The organism is Sneathiella sp. D3-11, assembly GCF_055809395.1.
Genome location: NZ_CM147911.1, coordinates 3,185,913 through 3,205,421, shown reverse-complemented (window position 1 = coordinate 3,205,421; position 19,509 = coordinate 3,185,913). Strand labels below are relative to the sequence as shown.

General features: G+C 52.1%; 18 protein-coding genes and 1 pseudogene. 3 read left to right on the top strand and 16 right to left on the bottom strand.

Features of this window, described 5'->3' with window-relative positions:
- Positions 1-6: 6 nt before the first annotated feature.
- Complete coding sequence (locus AC0L73_RS16165) at positions 7-549, bottom strand: hypothetical protein (protein ID WP_473654251.1); 543 nt, start codon at positions 547-549, stop codon at positions 7-9.
- Positions 527-931, bottom strand: coding sequence for a hypothetical protein (locus tag AC0L73_RS16160; RefSeq protein ID WP_473654250.1), 405 nt, complete (start codon positions 929-931; stop codon positions 527-529). Before AC0L73_RS16160 ends, AC0L73_RS16165 begins: the two co-directional genes overlap by 23 nt.
- Positions 932-1,083: 152 nt before the next feature.
- On the opposite strand from AC0L73_RS16160, the gene AC0L73_RS16155 reads away from it, so the two are divergent.
- Positions 1,084-1,713: a glutathione S-transferase family protein gene (locus AC0L73_RS16155; protein ID WP_473654249.1), complete on the top strand. Its 630-nt coding sequence runs from the start codon at positions 1,084-1,086 to the stop codon at positions 1,711-1,713.
- A 3-nt stretch (positions 1,714-1,716) separates the two neighbouring features.
- Here the strand turns inward: AC0L73_RS16155 and ettA are convergent, their stop codons facing one another.
- From ettA to AC0L73_RS16100, 11 genes and pseudogenes are all read right to left on the bottom strand, one after another.
- Entirely contained in the window at positions 1,717-3,396 is a 1,680-nt protein-coding gene (gene ettA, locus AC0L73_RS16150) for an energy-dependent translational throttle protein EttA (protein WP_473654248.1), read from the bottom strand.
- Between the two features lie 132 nt (positions 3,397-3,528).
- A complete protein-coding gene (locus tag AC0L73_RS16145; protein ID WP_473654247.1) occupies positions 3,529-4,626 on the bottom strand; it encodes a tetratricopeptide repeat protein in 1,098 nt (365 codons plus the stop codon).
- 126 nt (positions 4,627-4,752) lie between these two features.
- On the bottom strand, positions 4,753-5,718 hold the full coding sequence (locus AC0L73_RS16140; protein WP_473654246.1) for an AEC family transporter: 966 nt from the start codon (positions 5,716-5,718) through the stop codon (positions 4,753-4,755).
- Positions 5,719-5,791: 73 nt separating this feature from the next.
- Positions 5,792-6,118, bottom strand: a complete 327-nt coding sequence (locus AC0L73_RS16135) for a TfoX/Sxy family protein (protein ID WP_473654245.1) — start codon at positions 6,116-6,118, stop codon at positions 5,792-5,794.
- Between the two features lie 5 nt (positions 6,119-6,123).
- Entirely contained in the window at positions 6,124-9,612 is a 3,489-nt protein-coding gene (locus tag AC0L73_RS16130; RefSeq protein WP_473654244.1) for an indolepyruvate ferredoxin oxidoreductase family protein, read from the bottom strand.
- Between the two features lie 48 nt (positions 9,613-9,660).
- On the bottom strand, positions 9,661-10,356 hold the full coding sequence (locus AC0L73_RS16125; RefSeq protein ID WP_227951365.1) for an ABC transporter ATP-binding protein: 696 nt from the start codon (positions 10,354-10,356) through the stop codon (positions 9,661-9,663).
- Positions 10,356-11,108, bottom strand: coding sequence for an ABC transporter ATP-binding protein (locus AC0L73_RS16120; protein WP_227951363.1), 753 nt, complete (start codon positions 11,106-11,108; stop codon positions 10,356-10,358). The genes AC0L73_RS16125 and AC0L73_RS16120 overlap by 1 nt, the downstream gene beginning before the upstream one ends.
- The gene (locus tag AC0L73_RS16115; protein WP_473654243.1) at positions 11,105-12,202 is read right to left on the bottom strand and encodes a branched-chain amino acid ABC transporter permease; all 1,098 of its coding nucleotides are present in this window, start codon (positions 12,200-12,202) and stop codon (positions 11,105-11,107) included. The genes AC0L73_RS16120 and AC0L73_RS16115 overlap by 4 nt, the downstream gene beginning before the upstream one ends.
- Complete coding sequence (locus AC0L73_RS16110; protein ID WP_473654242.1) at positions 12,139-12,402, bottom strand: hypothetical protein; 264 nt, start codon at positions 12,400-12,402, stop codon at positions 12,139-12,141. Before AC0L73_RS16110 ends, AC0L73_RS16115 begins: the two co-directional genes overlap by 64 nt.
- Before the next feature lie 191 nt (positions 12,403-12,593).
- Positions 12,594-13,289 (bottom strand): annotated as a pseudogene (locus tag AC0L73_RS16105) (branched-chain amino acid ABC transporter permease); the annotation flags it as partial.
- Between the two features lie 171 nt (positions 13,290-13,460).
- A complete protein-coding gene (locus AC0L73_RS16100) occupies positions 13,461-14,753 on the bottom strand; it encodes a branched-chain amino acid ABC transporter substrate-binding protein (protein ID WP_473654241.1) in 1,293 nt (430 codons plus the stop codon).
- A 394-nt stretch (positions 14,754-15,147) separates the two neighbouring features.
- Between AC0L73_RS16100 and AC0L73_RS16095 the strand changes: the two genes are divergently transcribed.
- A complete protein-coding gene (locus tag AC0L73_RS16095; RefSeq protein WP_473654240.1) occupies positions 15,148-15,540 on the top strand; it encodes a YbaN family protein in 393 nt (130 codons plus the stop codon).
- A gap of 14 nt (positions 15,541-15,554) precedes the next feature.
- On the opposite strand, the gene AC0L73_RS16090 is transcribed toward AC0L73_RS16095, so the two are convergent.
- On the bottom strand, positions 15,555-16,073 hold the full coding sequence (locus tag AC0L73_RS16090) for a hypothetical protein (RefSeq protein ID WP_473654239.1): 519 nt from the start codon (positions 16,071-16,073) through the stop codon (positions 15,555-15,557).
- On the bottom strand, positions 16,043-16,939 hold the full coding sequence (locus tag AC0L73_RS16085; protein ID WP_473654238.1) for an aminotransferase-like domain-containing protein: 897 nt from the start codon (positions 16,937-16,939) through the stop codon (positions 16,043-16,045). The genes AC0L73_RS16090 and AC0L73_RS16085 overlap by 31 nt, the downstream gene beginning before the upstream one ends.
- 110 nt (positions 16,940-17,049) lie before the next feature.
- Here AC0L73_RS16085 and AC0L73_RS16080 point away from each other — a divergent pair, with 110 nt between their 5' ends.
- Positions 17,050-17,688, top strand: a complete 639-nt coding sequence (locus tag AC0L73_RS16080; RefSeq protein WP_473654237.1) for a LysE family translocator — start codon at positions 17,050-17,052, stop codon at positions 17,686-17,688.
- Here AC0L73_RS16080 and AC0L73_RS16075 read toward each other — a convergent pair.
- Entirely contained in the window at positions 17,685-19,499 is a 1,815-nt protein-coding gene (locus AC0L73_RS16075; protein WP_473654236.1) for a sensor histidine kinase, read from the bottom strand. The genes AC0L73_RS16080 and AC0L73_RS16075 overlap by 4 nt on opposite strands.
- Positions 19,500-19,509: the final 10 nt, after the last annotated feature.

Below are 19,509 nucleotides of genomic sequence, written 5' to 3'. Positions count from 1 at the left end.
GCTCAATCACGTCCTCACACACCACGTTGCCGGAAACTCTGGCATATTGTCGTCAAGGCTTTTTGTTATAAAGTAAACAGTCCGGATAGCTAATTGTAAACGCACCATCTTCAATAATTTCTTGCTTAACCTTGACGTCCACCTGAAACCGATAGACTCCCCCACCATCAAAGCCGTCAGAGAAGCCTTGTTTGTACAACTCTTCTCCAGCGCTTGACCCTTGATATGCTGCGGCCAATATTTGCTCCCCTTTATGGTGATTTTTTGTTCTTTTTCCATATTTAGCGACATCAGGAGACCGTCTGCTTCTGTACTGACGGTTTTAATCGAAGATTTGTCAAGATCGGGCGGCTGATATTTTGCTGTCGCAACCTGAAAGGACGCCATCACCTGTTCTATCAGGCGGGGGTCTATCCGGTCACCATTCGGCCAATACCGCATTTTATTATAGCGCGCATCAATGGCCTTCTGGTCGATAAGCGGCATTTCATTCGCGACGCAAAACCCTTTGCTGATCCTATCGGTTTCAACGCCTGTTTTTTTGGCCAAAGACCGCCACCCTGAATTCATGAACATATCCCTTATCGAGAAGATAGCGAATATCTTGATCATTGCAGGCGCGATACCCCTGCTCCCGCACATAGTTGCTAACCTCATTCAGGCGAATGGCGTTCAACAGCTCCAAGCCCTGAAGCTGGTCGAGACGATAGATATAATAATCCTGGATGATATTGCCCACCAGCCGTCGATGGGAAAATTCCATGCCGGGCGGCGTTGCAAGAAGAACATTTCCCTCCATCTTCGCGACGACACGCTGCGCCGCGGATCGCTCCTGCGGATCTACAGGCCAGATATTATTCTCCGCCTGCCGTATCGTGCCTGTACAAGCGGCGAGACCCAATATCATGATCAGGCAAACAAACGCTCTCATGTCACCTCTGCTGTAAGGGGCATGACGCATAGTATAGAAGTCTTTTCCGTTTCTTCATCCATTAATTGCCATCGTCATTATCTCAAATAAAATAATCCCCCTCCGGCAAATTAACGGGTAATGTGACCGAAAATAAATCACAAGGACAGGAAATGCTGAAACTTTACTATAATCCCGGAACCATCGCGCTCGCACCTCACATTGCACTTGAAGAAAGTGGGACAGACTACGAGGCAAAAAAGCTAAATGCCGCGATAATGGAGCATACCAAACCTGAATATCTGGCAATCAACCCCAAAGGTCGCGTGCCCGCATTGGTGACGGATCGTGGCATCCTGACGGAAACTCCGGCAATCCTGCTCTATACCGCGCAAGTTTGTGGCGCCTCCGCTTTTCCGCCGCCAGAAGATCCCTACGATCTAGCGCAGCTCCAGTCCTTCAACAACTATCTCTGCTCCACTGTGCATGTCAATCATGCCCACCGCAAGCGCGGACGGCGCTGGGTGGACGAGCAGAACACAGCCGCTATCGAGGCGATCGCAAGCAAGGTCAAAAGCAATATGGAAGAATGCTTTCACCTGATTGAGGATGAGATGTTCGAAGGGCCCTGGGTGATGGGAGAGAATTACAGTATCGCCGATATCTATCTCTTCACCATCACTCAATGGATGGAAGGTGACGGCGTTGACCCTGCGGACTTCCCTAAACTGCTGGCTCATCGTAAGGCCATGCTGGCCCGCCCCGCCGTCGCGCGGGTCGTGGCCGAACATGCCGCTACATAGCCCCTAGCGGGTTATAGGCTTGTATTTGATTCGGTGGGGCTCGGTCGCGTCCTTGCCGAGGCGACGGCGCTTGTCTTCTTCATAGGCCTCGAAGTTACCCTCGAACCATTCCACATGACTGTCCCCCTCATAGGCGAGCATATGTGTGGCAACGCGGTCGAGGAACCAGCGATCATGGCTGATGACCACGGCGCAACCGGCGAACTGGAGGAGCGCCTCCTCCAGTGCGCGGAGGGTATCGACGTCGAGGTCGTTTGTCGGCTCGTCTAGCAGCAGGAAGTTCGAGCCGGATTTCAGCATCTTCGCGAGATTGACGCGGTTGCGCTCCCCGCCTGAAAGCTGCCCGACCTTCTTTTGCTGGTCCGATCCCTTGAAGTTGAAGCCCGACACATAGGCGCGGCTGTTGATCTCCTTCTTGCCGAGGTAAATTATCTCGTTCCCCTCGGAGATTTCTTCCCACACGTTCTTGGTCGGGTCTAGCGTGTCACGATCCTGATCAACATAACCGAGCTGCACCGTCGGACCAACCTTGAACGTGCCGGTATCGGGCTCTTCCTGACCAGTCAGCAGCTTGAATAACGTTGTCTTACCGGCGCCGTTGGGCCCAATTACACCGACAATCGCGCCCGCCGGGAGCTTGAAGTTCAACCCCTCGATCAGCAGTTTATCGCCGAACGCCTTGGAGACATTCTCCGCCTCGACCACCAGATCACCGAGCCGCTCACCCGCCGGGATGTAAATCTGCATCGCCTCGGCCTGCTTGGAATTCTGCTCGGCCAGCAAATCCTCATAGGCACTGATACGGGCTTTCGATTTCGTCTGACGGCCCTTTGGTCCCTGCCGGATCCATTCCAGCTCCCGATCCAGCGTTTTCCGCCGCGCATCCTCGGTCTTGCCTTCCTGCGCGAGACGTTTTTCCTTCTGCTCCAACCAGCTTGAATAGTTGCCTTCCCACGGGATGCCATGACCACGGTCGAGTTCCAATATCCAGCCCGCCACGTTATCAAGGAAGTAGCGGTCATGGGTCACGGCGACAACGGTGCCGGAATAGTCATGCAGGAAGCGCTCCAGCCAGGCGACGCTTTCCGCATCGAGGTGGTTGGTCGGCTCGTCGAGCAGCAGCATATCCGGCTGCGACAGCAGCAAGCGGCACAGCGCAACGCGGCGGCGTTCCCCGCCCGAGAGCTTGGTGACATCGGCATCGCCCGCAGGACAACGGAGGGCATCCATTGCAATCTCCACTTCCCGATCGAGGTCCCAGAGGTTCTGCGCGTCGATCTGCTCCTGCAGCTCCCCCTGCTCCGTGATCAGGTCATTCATCTCATCATCGGTGAGGTCCTCCGCGAAACGGGCGGAAATCTCGTTGAATTTATCGAGGAGCGCCTTCTTCTCCGCGACGCCATCCATGACATTGCCAAGGACGTCCTTTGCCGGGTCCAGCTCCGGCTCCTGCGCCAGATAGCCGACCTTTACGCCATCGTCGGCCCAGGCCTCCCCGGTGAATTCCGTCTCGATCCCTGCCATGATCTTCAGCAGCGTCGACTTACCCGAGCCGTTCAGACCCAGCACACCGATCTTCGCGCCCGGGAAGAAGGAAAGCCGGATGTCTTTAAGAACCTGCTTGCCACCCGGGTAGGTCTTCGACAGACCGCTCATCACATAAATATACTGGTAAGACGCCATGGGGATTTCCGCTCCTGATCCACAATTAATTCGCTGCGCCCCTTTTAGCGAAGACACAGGATTTTTGCAATTGCTGTGATGGTGATAATCTTTTATGCGGAAGAGCCTGCATTGACAGTTATCATTTATGATTTACTGTTTTCGCAGATAGACACTCGCTCCCTCAATGAACGGTAATATTTCCTTATTTAAATAGCCATTTTCCACGATGCTACTTGTTTCTTTTTTATCGCTCTTCCAAATATATGAAAATTGGTAAGTATTTGACTTTCCATATAGTATTTTCTCAATTCGAAGAGTGTTTTTGTCCTGTTTAGATGGAGTATATTTTCCGTCGCAAAATAGCATCGCCGTCTGAACAAATTGGGAAGAAACCTGATAGAGGTTTGATTTTTTCGGATGCACTCGAACACTCTCATCAGGAAAGCCGATATATTCTAACCGCTTAGAATCACATCCCACCGTGCTAACATAAAGGCTATCTTCAACCCGCCTAGGAAACAAATAAATTTCTTTGAAACTAAACGGCTTTATGCTCACAATAATTGTTTCTTTTACTTCACTATCTAAACTTTCCATTCGCTCATATTTTTGCAAGGATAACATTTCTAAATCCACCTGATCAACGAGCACAAATCCGTTCGGAACAGACACTTCAATAATGCTATCCTTGTTTACTTTAAACTCTCCAGAATAGTTCTTCGGTTTTCCAGTTCTATCGTAATGCTCTTCAAAGAACTTGAGTTGTTCCTGCTTTCTAAGGCGCCACAGCGGTCCCAACCAGATGTAAGGGTTTTCCCTCTGGAGAGCTAGAATTTCTGTGTCTGTATCAGACAATTCCTGCTTATTTAATTTTGCGTATAAAGCTGCTCGCCTCTGTCTGGACAGGATATCAGTTGCATCCAAGGCAAGGGCCCTACTGAAATCGGCAACTGCCTCTTCTGCCCGGCCTATCGCGTCATAAAACTTTCCTCTTTGATAATATCCTTCCGGATATTTGGGAGCAATATCAATAGCTTTCGTAAAGTCACTTTCGGCGCTCGAATAATCGTTTAAGTGAAAGTGAGCATTGCCCCTTACTAGTAAATGAAAAGCTTTAGAAGTGTATTTGGTAGTCGAAATTCCTTCAAGGCATCGGTCCAATAATTCTACAGAATCCTGATATGCTCCTTTGTCATACTTACTCCCTCCTTCAAAGCAGGTATTTTTTGATTTAGCGTTACCTGTCATCGGCAACAGCACCAACATAGCGAGCAAAAAAATCCTGCTTTCATTCGACACCCAATCGCAAAAGTCGATTTAAATAAGAATTGATAATAACTATGATTTCAATTCTGCAGGTGATCGTCAAGCATATTACTCCACAAATAAATCCGCGGGCATCAGGCCAGTGGTCATCGCATACAGTAACAGCGTGACGGTCAGGACAGAGAGCATGGTGGTGAGCAGGATGGTGGCCGAGGCACGCTCGACCCAGACGCCATATTGCTGGGCGATGACGAAGACATTCGTCGCCGTCGGCAGCGCCGCCAGCAGGACAGCGGTATAGACCCAGATGGGGTCAAAATCCCCGAACCAGCTCAAACTTAGATACATCAATACCGGATGCACCACGAGGTTAAAGGGGATGATAAAGGTGAGTTCCACCGGTACACGCTTGAGCGGCCGGAGGGCCAGCGTGACCCCCATCGCGAAGAGGGCACAGGGCGCGGCGGCCTGGGCGAGATAGTCAATCAATCGCTCAATCGGCGTCGGCGGCGTGAACTCGATGATCGCCGCCGCAACACCGACAATGGTCGCAATGATAAAGGGATGCAGGAAGACTTTCTTCGCGATCTGCCCGAGCAGCGCCGCGACATGCCGTTCCTTGCCACCGGAAAGCGCCATCATCGTCGGGGCGACGATAAAATGCAGGACATTCTCGAAACAGAAGATCAACGCGAGGGGGACGGCGGCCTCCTCCCCGAAGGTCAGCAGCGCAATCCCCGGCCCCATATAGCCGATATTGCCATAGGCACCGGCGAGGCCCTGAATGGTTGCTTCCGGCGTGGTCGCTTTCACTACCAACCGGGCGATGGCATAAACCATCAGGAAGATCACAAAGGTGGTGGAGACGTTGGTGGTGATGAATTCCCAGCTTGTGAGCTTTTCGATCGGCGTTTTCGAGAGCAGCTTGAAGAACAGGCAGGGCAGCGCGACATAGATGATAAAGGTATTGAGCCAGCCCATGGCCTCGGCTGGCTGCTTTGTGATCCGCGCCGTGAGATATCCGAGCAGGATCAGCCCGAAAAGGGGAAATACAAGCCCGGCAATTTCGGCCATTTAACGCCTACCCTGTTGTTGTACTGGAGGTTTCTTCCTACCTCTTGCGGACGCGCTGGTCAATCATGGAGGGCTATTTCGGCGGCATTCCGCCGACATAGCGAAGCGCAAGCGAGGTCCAGCGATCCAGCCCGGTCTCGATCGCCTCGCCCGCGTCCACCCAGATGAAACCCGGCATCCTGCGCGCGCCATGCTGCATCGGTTCCGCGCCGGGCATGTCCAGCGCTTCAGCTTCACGCTCCTTACCGACGCGGAACATAAAGCGTCCCACACGCGTTGCACAGAGCATATTCCCATTGAGCATAAAACAGAGACCGCCGAACATTTTTTTCTCGGAAAGGCCGGGATGATCGCCCAGCACATCCCGAAGCTGTTCCACGAGATGTGGATCGACGGCCATCTCTTCTATTCCGCGGCGAGGGTTTCCACATCCCCTTTTTCGAAGCGATCAAGCAGGTTTTCCCGCTCGGCCTTCGCGGTTTTCAGATGCTGCTCCTTCACATGACCAAAGCCACGAATATGCTCTGGCACCGAGGCTATCTCGACGGCAAGCGCAAGATTGTTCTTGGTGAGCTTCGCGGCGATATCGGTCATCGTGTCGGCATATTCCGTGATCAGCGCGCGCTCCGTTTTACGTTCCTCGGTCTTGCCAAACGGATCGAGCGGCGTCCCGCGCAAACCCTTAAACTTGGCTAGCAGGCCAAAAGCCTTCATCATCCAGGGGCCGAACTCCTGCTTGATGAGATGACCATTTTCCGGGTTCTTCTTGGCAAAGATCGGCGGGGCGAGATGGAATTTAAGCTTGAAGTCCCCCTCAAACTGATTGTTCAGCTTTTTGGCAAAGCTGCCATCCGTATAAAGCCGAGCGACTTCATACTCGTCCTTATAGGCCATCAGTTTGAAATAGTACCGCGCAACAGCCTCGGTCAGTACCGTTGAGCCCGGCTGAACCGCCGCCTCCGCCTTGCCGACCGCCTCGATCAGCTTCAGATAGCGTTTGGCGTAGCGACTATTTTGATACCCTTTCAGGAAGTCGCTGCGCTTTTCAATCATGTTATCCAGGGTTTCAATCTCGATGACGTCTGCCGAGGATTCCGGCAAAGCGATTTTTTCGACCTCTTTCCGGCTGGCGGCGGCCTTACGGCCCCAAGCGAAGCTTCGCTTGTTGGCGTCAACCGCGATGCCATTAAGCTCTATCGCTGTTTCAATGGATTTGAGCGAAAGCGGTATTGTTCCCTGCTGAAACGCGTACCCCAAAAGGAACAGGTTCGCCGCAATGGAATCGCCCATCAAGGCCGTCGCAAGTGTCGTGCTGTCGATAAACTCCGTCTGCTCCCGACCGAGGCTCTGGCTTAACAGGTCGGTCAGAGTCTCCCGATCCATTGCAAGGTCCGGGGTGAGCGTAAAGGCTGCGACCGGCACAACATAATCATTGATGATCGCCTTGGTTCGGCCAAGGTGATAGGTTTGCAACGCGTCCTGACTTGCGGCAACCACCAAATCACAACCGACAACAACGTCTGTCTGACGGCTGGGAATGCGAGTTCCCGCAAGTTCGGAAGCTGATTTTGCAATACGCACATGGCTCATCACCGCACCGTTCTTCTGCGCGAGGCCCGTCTGGTCAAGGATAGAAGCACCCTTCCCTTCCACATGCGCCGCCATGCCAAGCAATGCGCCGACAGTGATCACGCCGGTGCCGCCAATGCCGGTCACCAGAATATTGTAGGTTCCATTGATCGGAGGAGTCGCTGGTTCCGGCAAGCCCGCCGCCGGGTTCATCATATCTATCTCGGTGGTTGATACTTCCTTCTTCTCCGGCTTTTTGAGACCACCGCCTTCGACGGTCACAAAGCTCGGGCAGAATCCCTTCACGCAGGAGAAGTCCTTGTTACAGTTCGACTGATCGATCACACGTTTGCGGCCAAACTCTGTTTCCAGCGGTTTTACTGATACGCAGTTGGAAACCACACCGCAATCACCGCAGCCCTCGCAGACCAGCTCATTGATAAAAGCGCGCTTCGCAGGATCAGGGAAAGTGCCGCGCTTGCGACGGCGGCGTTTTTCGGCGGCGCAAGTCTGGTCATAGATCAGCGCCGTCACGCCCTCAACTTCACGAAGGTCGCGCTGTACCTTGTCAAGGTCGTCGCGGTGGAAAATCTTGACGCCCGGTGCCCATTTCGTATCGCTGGCGTATTTGTCCGGCTCATCTGTTACGACGACAACCTGCTTGACCCCTTCCGCATGTACTTGCTGACTGATTAGCCAAGGCGAGAGCGGCCCGTCAAAAGGCTGACCGCCGGTCAATGCCACTGCATCGTTGAACAGGATTTTATAGGTGATATTCACATCCGCAGCACAGGCCGCCCGAATAGCAAGTAAGCCAGAATGATAATAGGTACCATCGCCCAAATTCTGGAAGATATGTTTTTCATTCGTGAAGGGAGACTGGCCAATCCAGTTGGCTCCCTCCGCTCCCATATGGGTAAAGGTTTCGGTTCTCCGGTTTGGCATGTGAATTGTCATGGTGTGACAACCAATCCCCGCCATCGCGCGGCTTCCTTCCGGCACATTGGTGGAGGAATTATGCGGACAGCCCGAACAGAACCAGGGTGAACGCGTGACCGGTGCGGCAGGCATCGCATTACCGCTTTCTCGAGCTTCGGCAACGCTGATCCCCTCCATCAAGCTATCGGGCAAATCACGAAGCTTGAGGCGAGACGCAATCGCCCGGGCAACCAGTGCCGGGGTAAGTTCCCCGTCGGAAGGGAGCAACATCTCGCCTTCCTCATCTTCCTTCCCGATCAGCATCGGATGCACTTCCATCCCGTAGAGGACCCTTGCGATCTGATCCTCGATCAGGCTACGCTTTTCCTCGATGACCAGAATTTCATCCAGTCCAACGGCAAATTCAATCAGTCCTTCAGGCTCCAGCGGCCAGGGGCAGGCGACCTTATAAACGGACAAGCCAATTTCCTCGATCTCCTTCTCATGGATACCGAGATCGCCGAGCGCCTGCTCCACATCCAACCAGGATTTTCCGGTGGTCACAATACCGAACCGTCGCTCGTTTGAATCAGTGGTTATTTTATCAAGCCGGTTGGCCCGGACAAACGCCTTGACCATCGGGATCTTATGCCGCAACAGGCGCGTTTCCTGAGCGAGCGGAGTATCGGGCCAGCGAATATGCACGCCATCCGCAGGCGGATCAATATCGTCAGGAATGACAATATCCACGCGATCCGGTCCGACATAGGCAGTTGCCGAACTTTCGACCGTGTCGGTCAGGCATTTCATGCCTACCCAAGCGCCACTATAGCGGGACATCGCAATGCCATAGAGGCCGTAATCGAGATATTCTTGTACTGTCGCGGGATTGAGTACCGGGATCATCGATGCCATCAGCGCCTGTTCACTCTGATGCGCAACAGTCGAGGACTTCGACATATGATCATCGCCCATCAGGACGAGAACACCGCCATTTTCTGATGTGCCCGCCATATTGCCATGCTTGAACGCATCCCCGGAGCGGTCAACGCCTGGCCCTTTTCCGTACCAGATGCCGAAGACACCATCGAAATCCGTCTTGCCGAACATGGGAAGCTGCTGCGAGCCCCAGATGCTTGTTGCCGCAAGATCCTCGTTCACACCTGGCTGAAAGTGAATATCATTATTCTGAAGAAAAGGCTTCGCTTTCCAAAGACTCTGATCATAGAGGCCGAGAGGGGAACCGCGATAGCCGGAAATAAATCCGCCAGTTTTCAGGCCCGCCGCCGCATCGCGCTGTCGCTGCATAATCGGTATGCGCACAAGTGCCTGCGTGCCGGTAATAAACACCTGCCCGCTTTCAAGCTCATATTTGTCATCAAGGCTGATTTTAGCCGCTTCACTCATTTTTCTTATTCCCCCGCGCCCCGGGATCATTTGGTCAAATGGAGCCGCCTAAACCTCCAGCCACTCTTTGCGGATCTGCTCGTTGGCCTTCAACTCATCCGGGGTTCCTTCATACACCATATGCCCATGGCCCATGACATACAAGCGATGTGATATACGAAGAGCAATGGCAAGCTTTTGCTCGACAAGAAGTATGGAAACGCCGCGCTTGGCAATTTCGCTTAACAGATCCCCTACCTGTGTCACAATCTTGGGGGCCAGACCTTCTGTCGGCTCGTCGATCATCACTAGGTCCGGGTCCCCCATCAAAGTCCGGCACATGGTCAGCATCTGTTGCTCTCCGCCAGAAAGGACGCCAGCGTCAACATCGGCCCGCTCCCGTAAGTTAGGGAACATGTCGAACATATCCTCCATTGCCCAGCGGCCCTTCTTTTTCATGTTTTTGATGCCCATGATCAGATTCTGACGCACCGTCATGCCGGGAAAGACATCTCGATTTTCCGGAACATAACCAAGGCCGAGATGGGCAATTTCATGCTCCCTTAGGCCGGAAATTTCCTTCCCACGAAACTTGATGGACCCATGTGGCGGCACTTCACCCATGATTGCCTTGATCGTCGTTGAGCGGCCCACACCATTGCGGCCGAGAAGCGAAACGATTTCCCCCTCGCCAACATGAAAGTTAACGCCTTGCAGAATATGGCTTTTTCCGTAGAAGGCATGTAAATCATTTACTTCAAGCATCACTCTTCTGCCTCCGCTCCGAGATAGGCTTCCTGCACCGCCTTGGAATTCCTGATATTTTCCGGTGTGTCGGTAGCAATGATTTCACCATAGACCAGAACAGAAATCCGGTCCGCGAGATCGAAGACAACACCCATGTCATGCTCCACCATAACCAGTGTTTTTCCATCTGTGATCTTGCGGATCAGCTCTATTGCCTGATCGGTCTCGCTATGGCTCATGCCTGCTGTCGGTTCGTCAAGCATAATGGCATCTGCGCCCCCAGCCGCCGAGATTCCGATCTCCAGCGCCCGCTGCTCGGCATAAGTCAGAACGCCAGCCGGAATATGCTGCCGGGACGTGAGCCCGATCTCCTCGATCACTTCCGCTGTTCTCTCGTTCAACTCCCGTTGCCGATCAACCAGATGCCAAAATGAATATTTATAATCCTTAACCCACATTAGACCGCAACGGACATTCTCGAATACGCTCATATTCGGGAAAATATTAGTGACCTGAAAGCTTCTGGAAAGCCCTTTGCGGTAAATCTCATAGGGCGGCAAATTACTGATATTCTCACCATGCAGCTTAACCGAACCGCCACTGACGTTATATCGACCACTGATAAGGTGAAACAATGTAGATTTTCCGGCGCCATTGGGGCCAATTATCGCATGCCGTTCCCCCTTTTCTATCGTCAGGTTGACGCCACGGATAATTTCTGTCGGACCGAAACTCTTGCGCAGATCCGTAAGCTCAATCGCGGCGGTCATGATCCTGCTCCTTCTGCCTTAGCAGGAGGTTTATTCGCCATTTCCCATGCATCCCTGAGCTGCGGCAATTGACTCCGCGTCAAATAACCCCCAACAACGACCAACGCCAGAATGACGATCCAGGTCACAATGCCATGGCTGTCAAAATCGACCCCCATCAAACTCATTGCCGTTTCGCCTTCAACAGAGCTGCGCATATGATGAATGGTCTCCAGAAAGGTGGCGATCCCCGTCAGCATGGCCAGCGCCGGAATTCCCGCGCGCAGATACGGCAGCACAAGCAAGCCGATCCGTCTCATGCGCCACGCCGCCGTATGCATCACAATAATGCCCGTCAGCCCTTGCGGCACATACATGACCGTCAGGACAAAAAGGATACCAACATAAAGCTGCCAGATATCCGTGTAGTTGCTGAGGATGCTTTGCAGGAGAGTAAAGACAACCGCGCCGACAATCGGACCAATGAAAAATCCGACCCCGCCAATATAGGCCATCAGCAACACCGTGCCCGAAGTCAGCGCATTCAGGTTCTCTTCCGTCACAATCTCAAAATTCAGAGCGAACAACCCGCCAGCAATCCCCGCAAAAAAGCCCGAGGCACAGAAGGAGACGAAGCGTACTTTACGCTGGCTGTAGCCAACAAACTCCGCCCGCTCCGCATTGTCGCGGACCGCGTTGGCCATCCGTCCAGCCGGTGTACGTGAAAAAAGATACATCAGGGCGACGGTTACAAAGACCCAGCCAGCGATCAGGTAATAGATATGGATATCCTGCCCAAAATTAATCCCCATCAGCTCAGGGCCAGTGGTGCGGTCCCCGCTTACACCCTCCTCGCCGCCGAAGAACGCAACGAAGATAAGAGAACTGGCGGCCATCAATTCCCCGACACCGAGGGAGATCATCGCAAAGACTGTCCCGGCCCGTCGGGTCGAGAAGCTCCCAATTATAATACCGAAGACCAGCCCGATCAGGCCCCCGAATATCGGGATCAAGTACATCGGGAAGGTAAAATCTCCATCCTCGATATAATTCATGAAATGAACCGACATGAACCCGCCAAGGCCGAAATAAACGGCATGGCCAAAGGACAGCATCCCCCCTGCCCGAGCAGCATATTATAGGACAGGGCAAAAATGATAAAAATCCCCATCAGGTTCATCGTATAGAGTCCGACGTTTGACGAGAAAATATTCGGCAATGCCAACAGCAAGATCAGGAAACCGATCCAAGGGGTCAGGGTTTTCAATAGAGGCCGGCTTGCCACCGGCGAAGCAGTTTTTGTAATTTCACTCATGTTTCGCGATTCCCGAACAGGCCCGTCGGGCGGAAAATAAGGATCAGGATCAACAACAGATACGGCAGTATCGGCGCAATCTGCGGAAGCGATAGCGTCCAGAGATCGCGGAACGCACTATCCGCATCAAACGAGATATTAAAAAGCTGAAGCAGGTCATTCACGGAATAGTCAAGGGCGATGGCGAAAGTCTGCAATAACCCGATAAGAAGGGACGCGACAAAGGCACCCGTCAGGGACCCTAAGCCGCCGACAACGACGATCACAAAGACAATACTTCCGAGAACAAATGCCATTCCGGGAAAAGTTCCGAGTGCCGGCCCGGCAATGACCCCGGCCAGCCCGGCCAACGCACAGCCAACACCGAACACGCCCATAAAGACCAACGGCACATTATGGCCAAGCATGGCCGTCATATTCGGCTTGTGAATAGCCGCCTGAATAATCAATCCGACACGCGAACGGGTCAGGATCAGAAGCAACATGATGAAGATACCGATTGAAATCAGCAGCATGAACGCCTTGTAGGCGGGAAAATTCTGTCCAAAAAAGTAAAGAGTGGGAATTGCAGAATTTCCGGCTCGTGATAGGCCTTGGTATCCTTGCCCCAGATGAACTGCACCACTTCTTCAATCAGGAAGGCCATGGCCGAAGGTGAAGATAAGCTCTGCCACATGGCCCCAGCGATGAACGTAGCGAAGACCATATCGCTCCACCACCGCCCCCAGCAGGCCAACCAGAATGGGCGCCACGATCAAGCCGATCCAGAATCCAAGATAGATACTGATGGTATAGGCAAAATAGGCGCCAAGCATATAGAAGCTGGCATGAGCGAAGTTAAGGACACCCATCATCGAGAAAATAAGCGTAAGTCCGCTCGCCAGCATGAACAGCAGCAGTCCCGTCACAATGCCGTTCAACAGGGAAAAGAAGATCAATTCGAGCATCGGCTGAATCTCTTTTTTACACAGTGAATTTTGGTTGTTGGCCAGATACAATCCGGCTCGAAACTAACTGGCCGGACAAATGCCCGGCCAGTATTTCGTTCAGAATGTTGCCTAGCTGGCAGGGCGTTCCATGGAACAACCACTCGGCGGGATATCCGCATCGGCTGCCGAAATGGTCTTTTCGGTCACCAAGCCATACCCCGAATTATCCGCATCCAGAACGATATTTTCGTCTGTATGAACAGAAATGCTGATTGGCTGCATCAACTGATGATCTTCAGCCCGCATAACCACCTTGTCACCCTGAATAGTCGTATATTCCATGCCTTCCAGAGCCATGGCAACTTTCGCCGGGTCCGTGCTGTCGGTCTCGTTCATCGCGTTGGCCAGCATGACCAGCGCGTTGGCGATACGGAACTGGGAAATATCAGCTTCCGGATATTTCTCTTTAAAGGCCATGTGATAGGTCTTGTATTCTTCTGTCGGTGGAGGGTTTACGCGACCTTCATGAACCAGCCGGATCTTGTTCTTGCCTGAGGCCCCGATGGTTTTCGTAATACCATCATTCGCCGCATAGTAAGTATAGACCGGCGCATCGATTCCGGCATCGCCAATCGCCTTGGCAAGTCCGACCATATCCGCACCCCAGTTACCTGTGATGATAGCATCCGCCTCTGATGCCCTGATTTTGGTGGCATAAGGCGTGAAATCCTTCACCTTGCCAATTGGGTGGAGTTCATTGCCGACAATCTCAATATCCGGTCGTTTTTCGCCAAGATATTTCACAGCACCGGCGGCAACAGCCTTACCAAAGGAATAATCCTGACCAATGATATAGACCTTCTTGATCGATTCATCTTCCGCAATCACGTCCGTCAACGCGTTCATCTTGATATTTGCATTGGCATCGAAACGGAAATGCCAGAAATTACATTTCTCGTTGGTCAATGCCGGATCAACAGCCGAGTAGTTCATGAACAATACAAGATCTTCCGGATTCCGGTCGTTATGCTTTTTCACGGCATCGGTTAGGGCGTTTGCCACGCCCGAGCTGTTACCCTGCATGATATAGTGAATGCCCTCGCCTATGGCTCTTTTCAGCTGAACCAGGCTTTCCTTCGGGCTGATCTTGTTGTCAAAACCGACAACTTCAAACATCTGTCCGCCAACAACGCCGCCCTTCTGGTTTACAAGCATATCAGCCGCGAACTGCGCCTGTTTATAGCCGCTCGTTCCCGTCGCCGCGAAGGGACCGGATAACGGATCAATAAAGGCAATTTTGATAGGTTCCTTAGACAGCGCAATCTCCCTTTCACGCTTTTGAAACCAATCGTAACCTATCCAAATAGCGGCCAAAATAGCCACCACGAAAACGATCAAAACAATGACGGATTTATTTTTCAATTTATCCTCCCAAGACAAATTAGATCTATTTCTAACGCCAGTGCCGCAATCCTGTTCTTTGCTTTTACTGCGGATCACAGAAACGCCGTAAGTTTAGCAAATGCCTTCTTTTATTTTTTATGAAAGCCCAGATTGCCCGGAAGATCAACGAAAAAATCTGGAATTATTTCGCATCCTGTCGGCATGGACACCTAATATCAAGCGAAACCCGCATGCCATTCAGACCCGGATAGAGAGATATTCAATAAACCGCCCCACTTCCTAGCTATTCCGGGAATTCACACAGGAGAGCAATGTTTATTTTAATCGGACTTTCATTTTTTTGGCTATATTCTCTGAATAAATGTGTATGACCACCCTAAGATAAACTCCTTCAGGAAAGACAGCTAGACGAATGACGGCGCACACCAAGAAAATTGTTCTGCTGCTGATCGGCTGGCTTTTTGTCATTGTCGGAGCGATCGGGATATTTTTGCCCGTTCTTCCGACAACCCCTTTCCTGCTGATTTCCCTCTGGGCCTTTTCGCAAAGTTCCGAACGGTTTCACGATTGGCTCTACCATCACCGGATATTCGGTCCACCGTTGCAGGACTGGTCGAAATACGGGGTGATACCGCTTCGCGCCAAGATTATTGCACTATCGACCATGGCAATAAGCGCAGCACTGGTTATTCTGTTTTCAAGCACGCCTTGGTATGGCCTGACCGCCATGCTCATACTGATGGGGATCGGAGCCGGTTTCATTCTCTCCCGGCCCAGCCGCCCAAAAGGAAAAGAAACGCCGTAAGCGCCACTCCTGCTTCACACCATCATGACAGGGGAATTTTCATGGGCGAGCAAAGTCGCCAGACGCTCCAGCGCTTTCACCAGCTTATCCTCACGCGGTTCCGCCATCAGGCATATCCGGACATGGTCAACATCAACGGACTTGTTCATAGCGAAGGTATCACCCGCAACGACAACGATGTTCTCTCGACGGGCGGACGAAACAAAATCGTTCATCGATTGCTCGTCAGGTAGCCTGATCCAAATATGCGAAAGCGGTGAATGAGATGGAGAGAGTGGCCTGTCGAGCCAGCGCCCCAATATGTCATGCGCCAGCCTCTCGCGCCTAAAACAGACTTCAACAAGCTGACGCCCCTGTTCAGCAACCTGACCAGATTGAAAAAGAAAGTTCGCCATATCCAGAATTAGGGGCGACGTCATCCAGGTCATCGTCGTCATTTTGGTCGCCAACCGCGGCACCAGATTATCCGGCGCCACCATATACCCAAGACGAAGCGCCGGGCTCATGACCTTGGAACAGGTGGTGAGAAACAACGAGATATCCGGAGCAAGATCGCGATAAGTTGGAACCCCCAGTTCTGCAGCGGGGCATAGACGCCGTCCTCAACGATGGTAACGCTATAGCGGCGTGCGATATCGATAATCTGTTTCCGCCGGACCAGAGACTGTGTTGCACCCGTTGGATTATGGTTGGTCGGCACGGTCACTAGTATTTTCACATTGCCCCGCCGGCAAATATCCGCGAAGGCCTCCGGTACTAGTCCCTCTTCATCCATTGCAACAGGCGCCAGCCGCAAGTCAAGCTCATAAGCTGCGGCGCGGATGCCGGGATAGCCAAGCGCTTCCGTCGCAACTGTCTCCCCGGCACTTGCCAAGGTTGCCATCGCCAGATAAAGGCCGGATTGAGCCCCCTGTGTGATAATAATATTATCCAGATCAACAGATTGAAGCATTGTCGAAAGCCAGGTTGCGGCGACTTCTCTGTCGCGCGGTCGCCCGCGGCTGTCGGAGTATGAAAAATACGCCCCCGGTTCGTTCCGCCGAAACAGTCGCTGCGCGGCATCGCGCAACCGATTTTCCGTCTCGTGATGAAAATAGCTATTCTTTGAAAGGTCCGTCAGGCCGCGCTGCCCCTCGCTCCAACTTTCCTTGGGAAATATTGCGCCTTTACCGATTCCTGCCTCATCACGAGGTGTCCCGTAGACAAAGGTTCCCTGCCCGATCCGGCCATAGCAAACCCCTCGCCTTTCCAACTCAGCGTAAGCGCGACTGGCCGTGCCGATGGAGCAGCCATAGTCATAAGCAAGGTCCCGATGGGTCGGCAACCGATCACCCGGCTGGAACGTCCCATCCTCTATCTTCTCGATAAACAGGGCGACAATTTCCTCGAATTTCTTCATCCGGTTTCCCTTAAATTGTCATTGTGACAATATAGAATTTGACGGGGACATTATTATAACAATATTGAGACAATGTAAATTGTCTTGATATTCCTTTTGCAGCTCGCAAGGTGTCCCATGGATTACGGAAAAATGGCTTTGGTTGCATTGTTCGCAATGTCGATGGTGGGCTCGCCGGGTCCTGTGAATATGCTCCTGATGGCGTCGGGAGCCAATTTTGGTTACTGGCGCTCGTTTCCCTTCCTGATCGGAAGCATATCGGGATTTTTGCTTGTCTGCATAGCGACTGCGCTAGGGCTTGGCACGTTGTTCACGACCTCCCCGTCTTACAGCTTGTCTTCCTCTGCGCGTCGCTTTTTTATATCCTGTATCTCGCTTATCGGGTGGCCACCGCCAACCCAACCCTTACGGAGAGTTCAGACCGGCCGGGTTATCTCGCCGGGTTAATCCTGCATCCCCTAAACCCAAAGGCCTGGGTGACGATTGTCGCTGCCTTTTCACAGTTTGTTACACCGGAAGAAAGCTATATGTCGCAGGTCTTCATCATCATTATGATATTTCTACTGGTCAGCCTGCCGTTTAATTCCCTATGGTGCTATGGCGGCAATTTATTGCGGCGGATGGTCAAGTCGCACCAAGTTTTGCGCGCAATCAATGTCACTCTGGCTGTATTAATGCTCGTGGCTGTTGGAGTTGCTCTCTTTCAAGCAGATGTTTTGAAGCCTTTGCTCGCCTCAATACAGGCCTAACCCGCTTCTTTGAGCTGCACAGTCCGCGCAGGCGGGAAGATCACGGTACAAACGGTTCCTACCCCGACTTCACTTTCCAGAGTAAATCGAGCATCGTGAACATCACAAAGCATCTGAACGAGCGTCAGGCCAAGACCTGTTCCATCGTTATTGCGGGCATAGTTGGTCTGCACCTGGCCAAACCGATCAAGGACGCGAGGAATATCCGACTGCTCAATTCCAATGCCGGTATCCTCAACCCAAAGATTGATCCCATTGTCTGAGCGAATTTCAACCCCCACCGTCACAAAACCTTCCTGGTTCGTAAATTTAACCGCGTTAGAGACAAGATTTGCGAGGATTTGTTTGATACGGGTCTCATCGCCGAAGAATACCGGGAGTTCCTTGGGAAGTTCCGTCTGCAAGCTGACCCCGGCCTCTGCTGCACGAACTGAGAGCATGCGGAAACAAGACTGTATGACAGACGCAAGATCAATTTTCCGCTCCGACAACTGCAGCTGACCCGCCTCAACCTTCGCTACATCCAACACGTCATTGATCAGGCCCAGCAAATGCCGCCCCGCGCCATGGATATCCGACGCATATTCCTTGTAGTTGGGATGGCCAAGCTGCCCGAACGCCTCCGACGTAAGCAATTCGGAGAAACCGATAATGGCGTTAAGCGGTGTTCGCAGTTCATGGCTCATATTGGCTAGAAATTCCGACTTGGTGCGGTTCGCAAGTTCGGCCATTTCTTTCGCTTTGCGTAAATTTACCTCGGCTCGCACACGGTCATTCATATCCGTAAGCGTACCTTCGAGATACAGCATCTTGCCGTCGCTATCAAACACGCCATGTGCGTTAAGCGCGGCCCAGGTCAAAGAGCCGTCCTTTCGACGCCATTGGTAAATCTCGTCTATCAAAAACTGCCCCTTGGAGACAAGCATGAGATGCTTCTCGGCAATCGACGGATCTAAATATACTTCATCGATAAACGAAGAGACTTCGTCAACAAGCTCTGAAGATGAGTTATATCCCAGAATGACAGCCATCGCCGGATTGGCGTTAATAAAAGTACCACTCGTATCCGCCTGAAAAATGCCTTCTGTGGCATTTTCATAGATTCTACGATGCTTTAATTCACTCTGTTCCAACGCCATTTCAGACGCCCGACGATTATAGATATAATAGATCAGCACGGCCGCAAGCCCTGCGAGACCAATCAGGACGAGCAGAACAGCATCCCGAAAGACACTGATCTTTTCCGCTTGTACCCTCAGTAACTCGACTGCGGTATTATTGGATTGCGCATGGAGATTATCGGCTTTAGTAAGAGCCGTACGCCCTCTATCCAGAGCTGCCTTCAGCACTATATCTGATGTTGGCGGCAACCCGCCGACCCCGTTTTCAAGCCATCCCTCAAGGTCGAATAATGCCGGTCTCAAGATACCATAAATGGCAGCTGTTCCAATCAGGTTATCGAACCCATATTTGATGCGCTTCTGCTCCAGAACAATGCTGACTTCTTGTAGTTTCTGCTGAGCTAACTCGATACCTTCGGCCCGTTCCTCACCCTGCGCAATTTTGGCTACGGCTACTATCTGGATGACATCTTCAACATCAAAAAGGATCGAGGCCATTGCCTGAGAATCTTCAATAACCTGGACCGGGATAGACTCCTCAATACCGGAAAGCGTCTCCTGTACATAACGAATAGTTCCAATGACAAACAAGGTGAGTGCCAGAATCGCGATGACATAACTGTTCTGTCGTGTGAGCAGTCCTTTAAAATTTATTTTCCCGTTTTTACGGGAGATGGAGGAGGCTAGCATTTCAATCTGT

What these genes read in the sequence shown, in the direction of transcription:
- AC0L73_RS16160 (WP_473654250.1), bottom strand. Translation starts at nt 931, where the DNA reads ATGAGAGCGTTTGTTTGCCTGATCATGATATTGGGTCTCGCCGCTTGT.
- AC0L73_RS16155 (WP_473654249.1), top strand. Translation starts at nt 1,084, where the DNA reads ATGCTGAAACTTTACTATAATCCCGGAACCATCGCGCTCGCACCTCAC.
- ettA (WP_473654248.1), bottom strand. Translation starts at nt 3,396, where the DNA reads ATGGCGTCTTACCAGTATATTTATGTGATGAGCGGTCTGTCGAAGACC.
- AC0L73_RS16145 (WP_473654247.1), bottom strand. Translation starts at nt 4,626, where the DNA reads ATGACAGGTAACGCTAAATCAAAAAATACCTGCTTTGAAGGAGGGAGT.
- AC0L73_RS16140 (WP_473654246.1), bottom strand. Translation starts at nt 5,718, where the DNA reads ATGGCCGAAATTGCCGGGCTTGTATTTCCCCTTTTCGGGCTGATCCTG.
- AC0L73_RS16135 (WP_473654245.1), bottom strand. Translation starts at nt 6,118, where the DNA reads ATGGCCGTCGATCCACATCTCGTGGAACAGCTTCGGGATGTGCTGGGC.
- AC0L73_RS16130 (WP_473654244.1), bottom strand. Translation starts at nt 9,612, where the DNA reads ATGAGTGAAGCGGCTAAAATCAGCCTTGATGACAAATATGAGCTTGAA.
- AC0L73_RS16125 (WP_227951365.1), bottom strand. Translation starts at nt 10,356, where the DNA reads ATGCTTGAAGTAAATGATTTACATGCCTTCTACGGAAAAAGCCATATT.
- AC0L73_RS16120 (WP_227951363.1), bottom strand. Translation starts at nt 11,108, where the DNA reads ATGACCGCCGCGATTGAGCTTACGGATCTGCGCAAGAGTTTCGGTCCG.
- AC0L73_RS16115 (WP_473654243.1), bottom strand. Translation starts at nt 12,202, where the DNA reads ATGCTGTCCTTTGGCCATGCCGTTTATTTCGGCCTTGGCGGGTTCATG.
- AC0L73_RS16110 (WP_473654242.1), bottom strand. Translation starts at nt 12,402, where the DNA reads ATGAGTGAAATTACAAAAACTGCTTCGCCGGTGGCAAGCCGGCCTCTA.
- AC0L73_RS16095 (WP_473654240.1), top strand. Translation starts at nt 15,148, where the DNA reads ATGACGGCGCACACCAAGAAAATTGTTCTGCTGCTGATCGGCTGGCTT.
- AC0L73_RS16085 (WP_473654238.1), bottom strand. Translation starts at nt 16,939, where the DNA reads ATGAAGAAATTCGAGGAAATTGTCGCCCTGTTTATCGAGAAGATAGAG.
- AC0L73_RS16075 (WP_473654236.1), bottom strand. Translation starts at nt 19,499, where the DNA reads ATGCTAGCCTCCTCCATCTCCCGTAAAAACGGGAAAATAAATTTTAAA.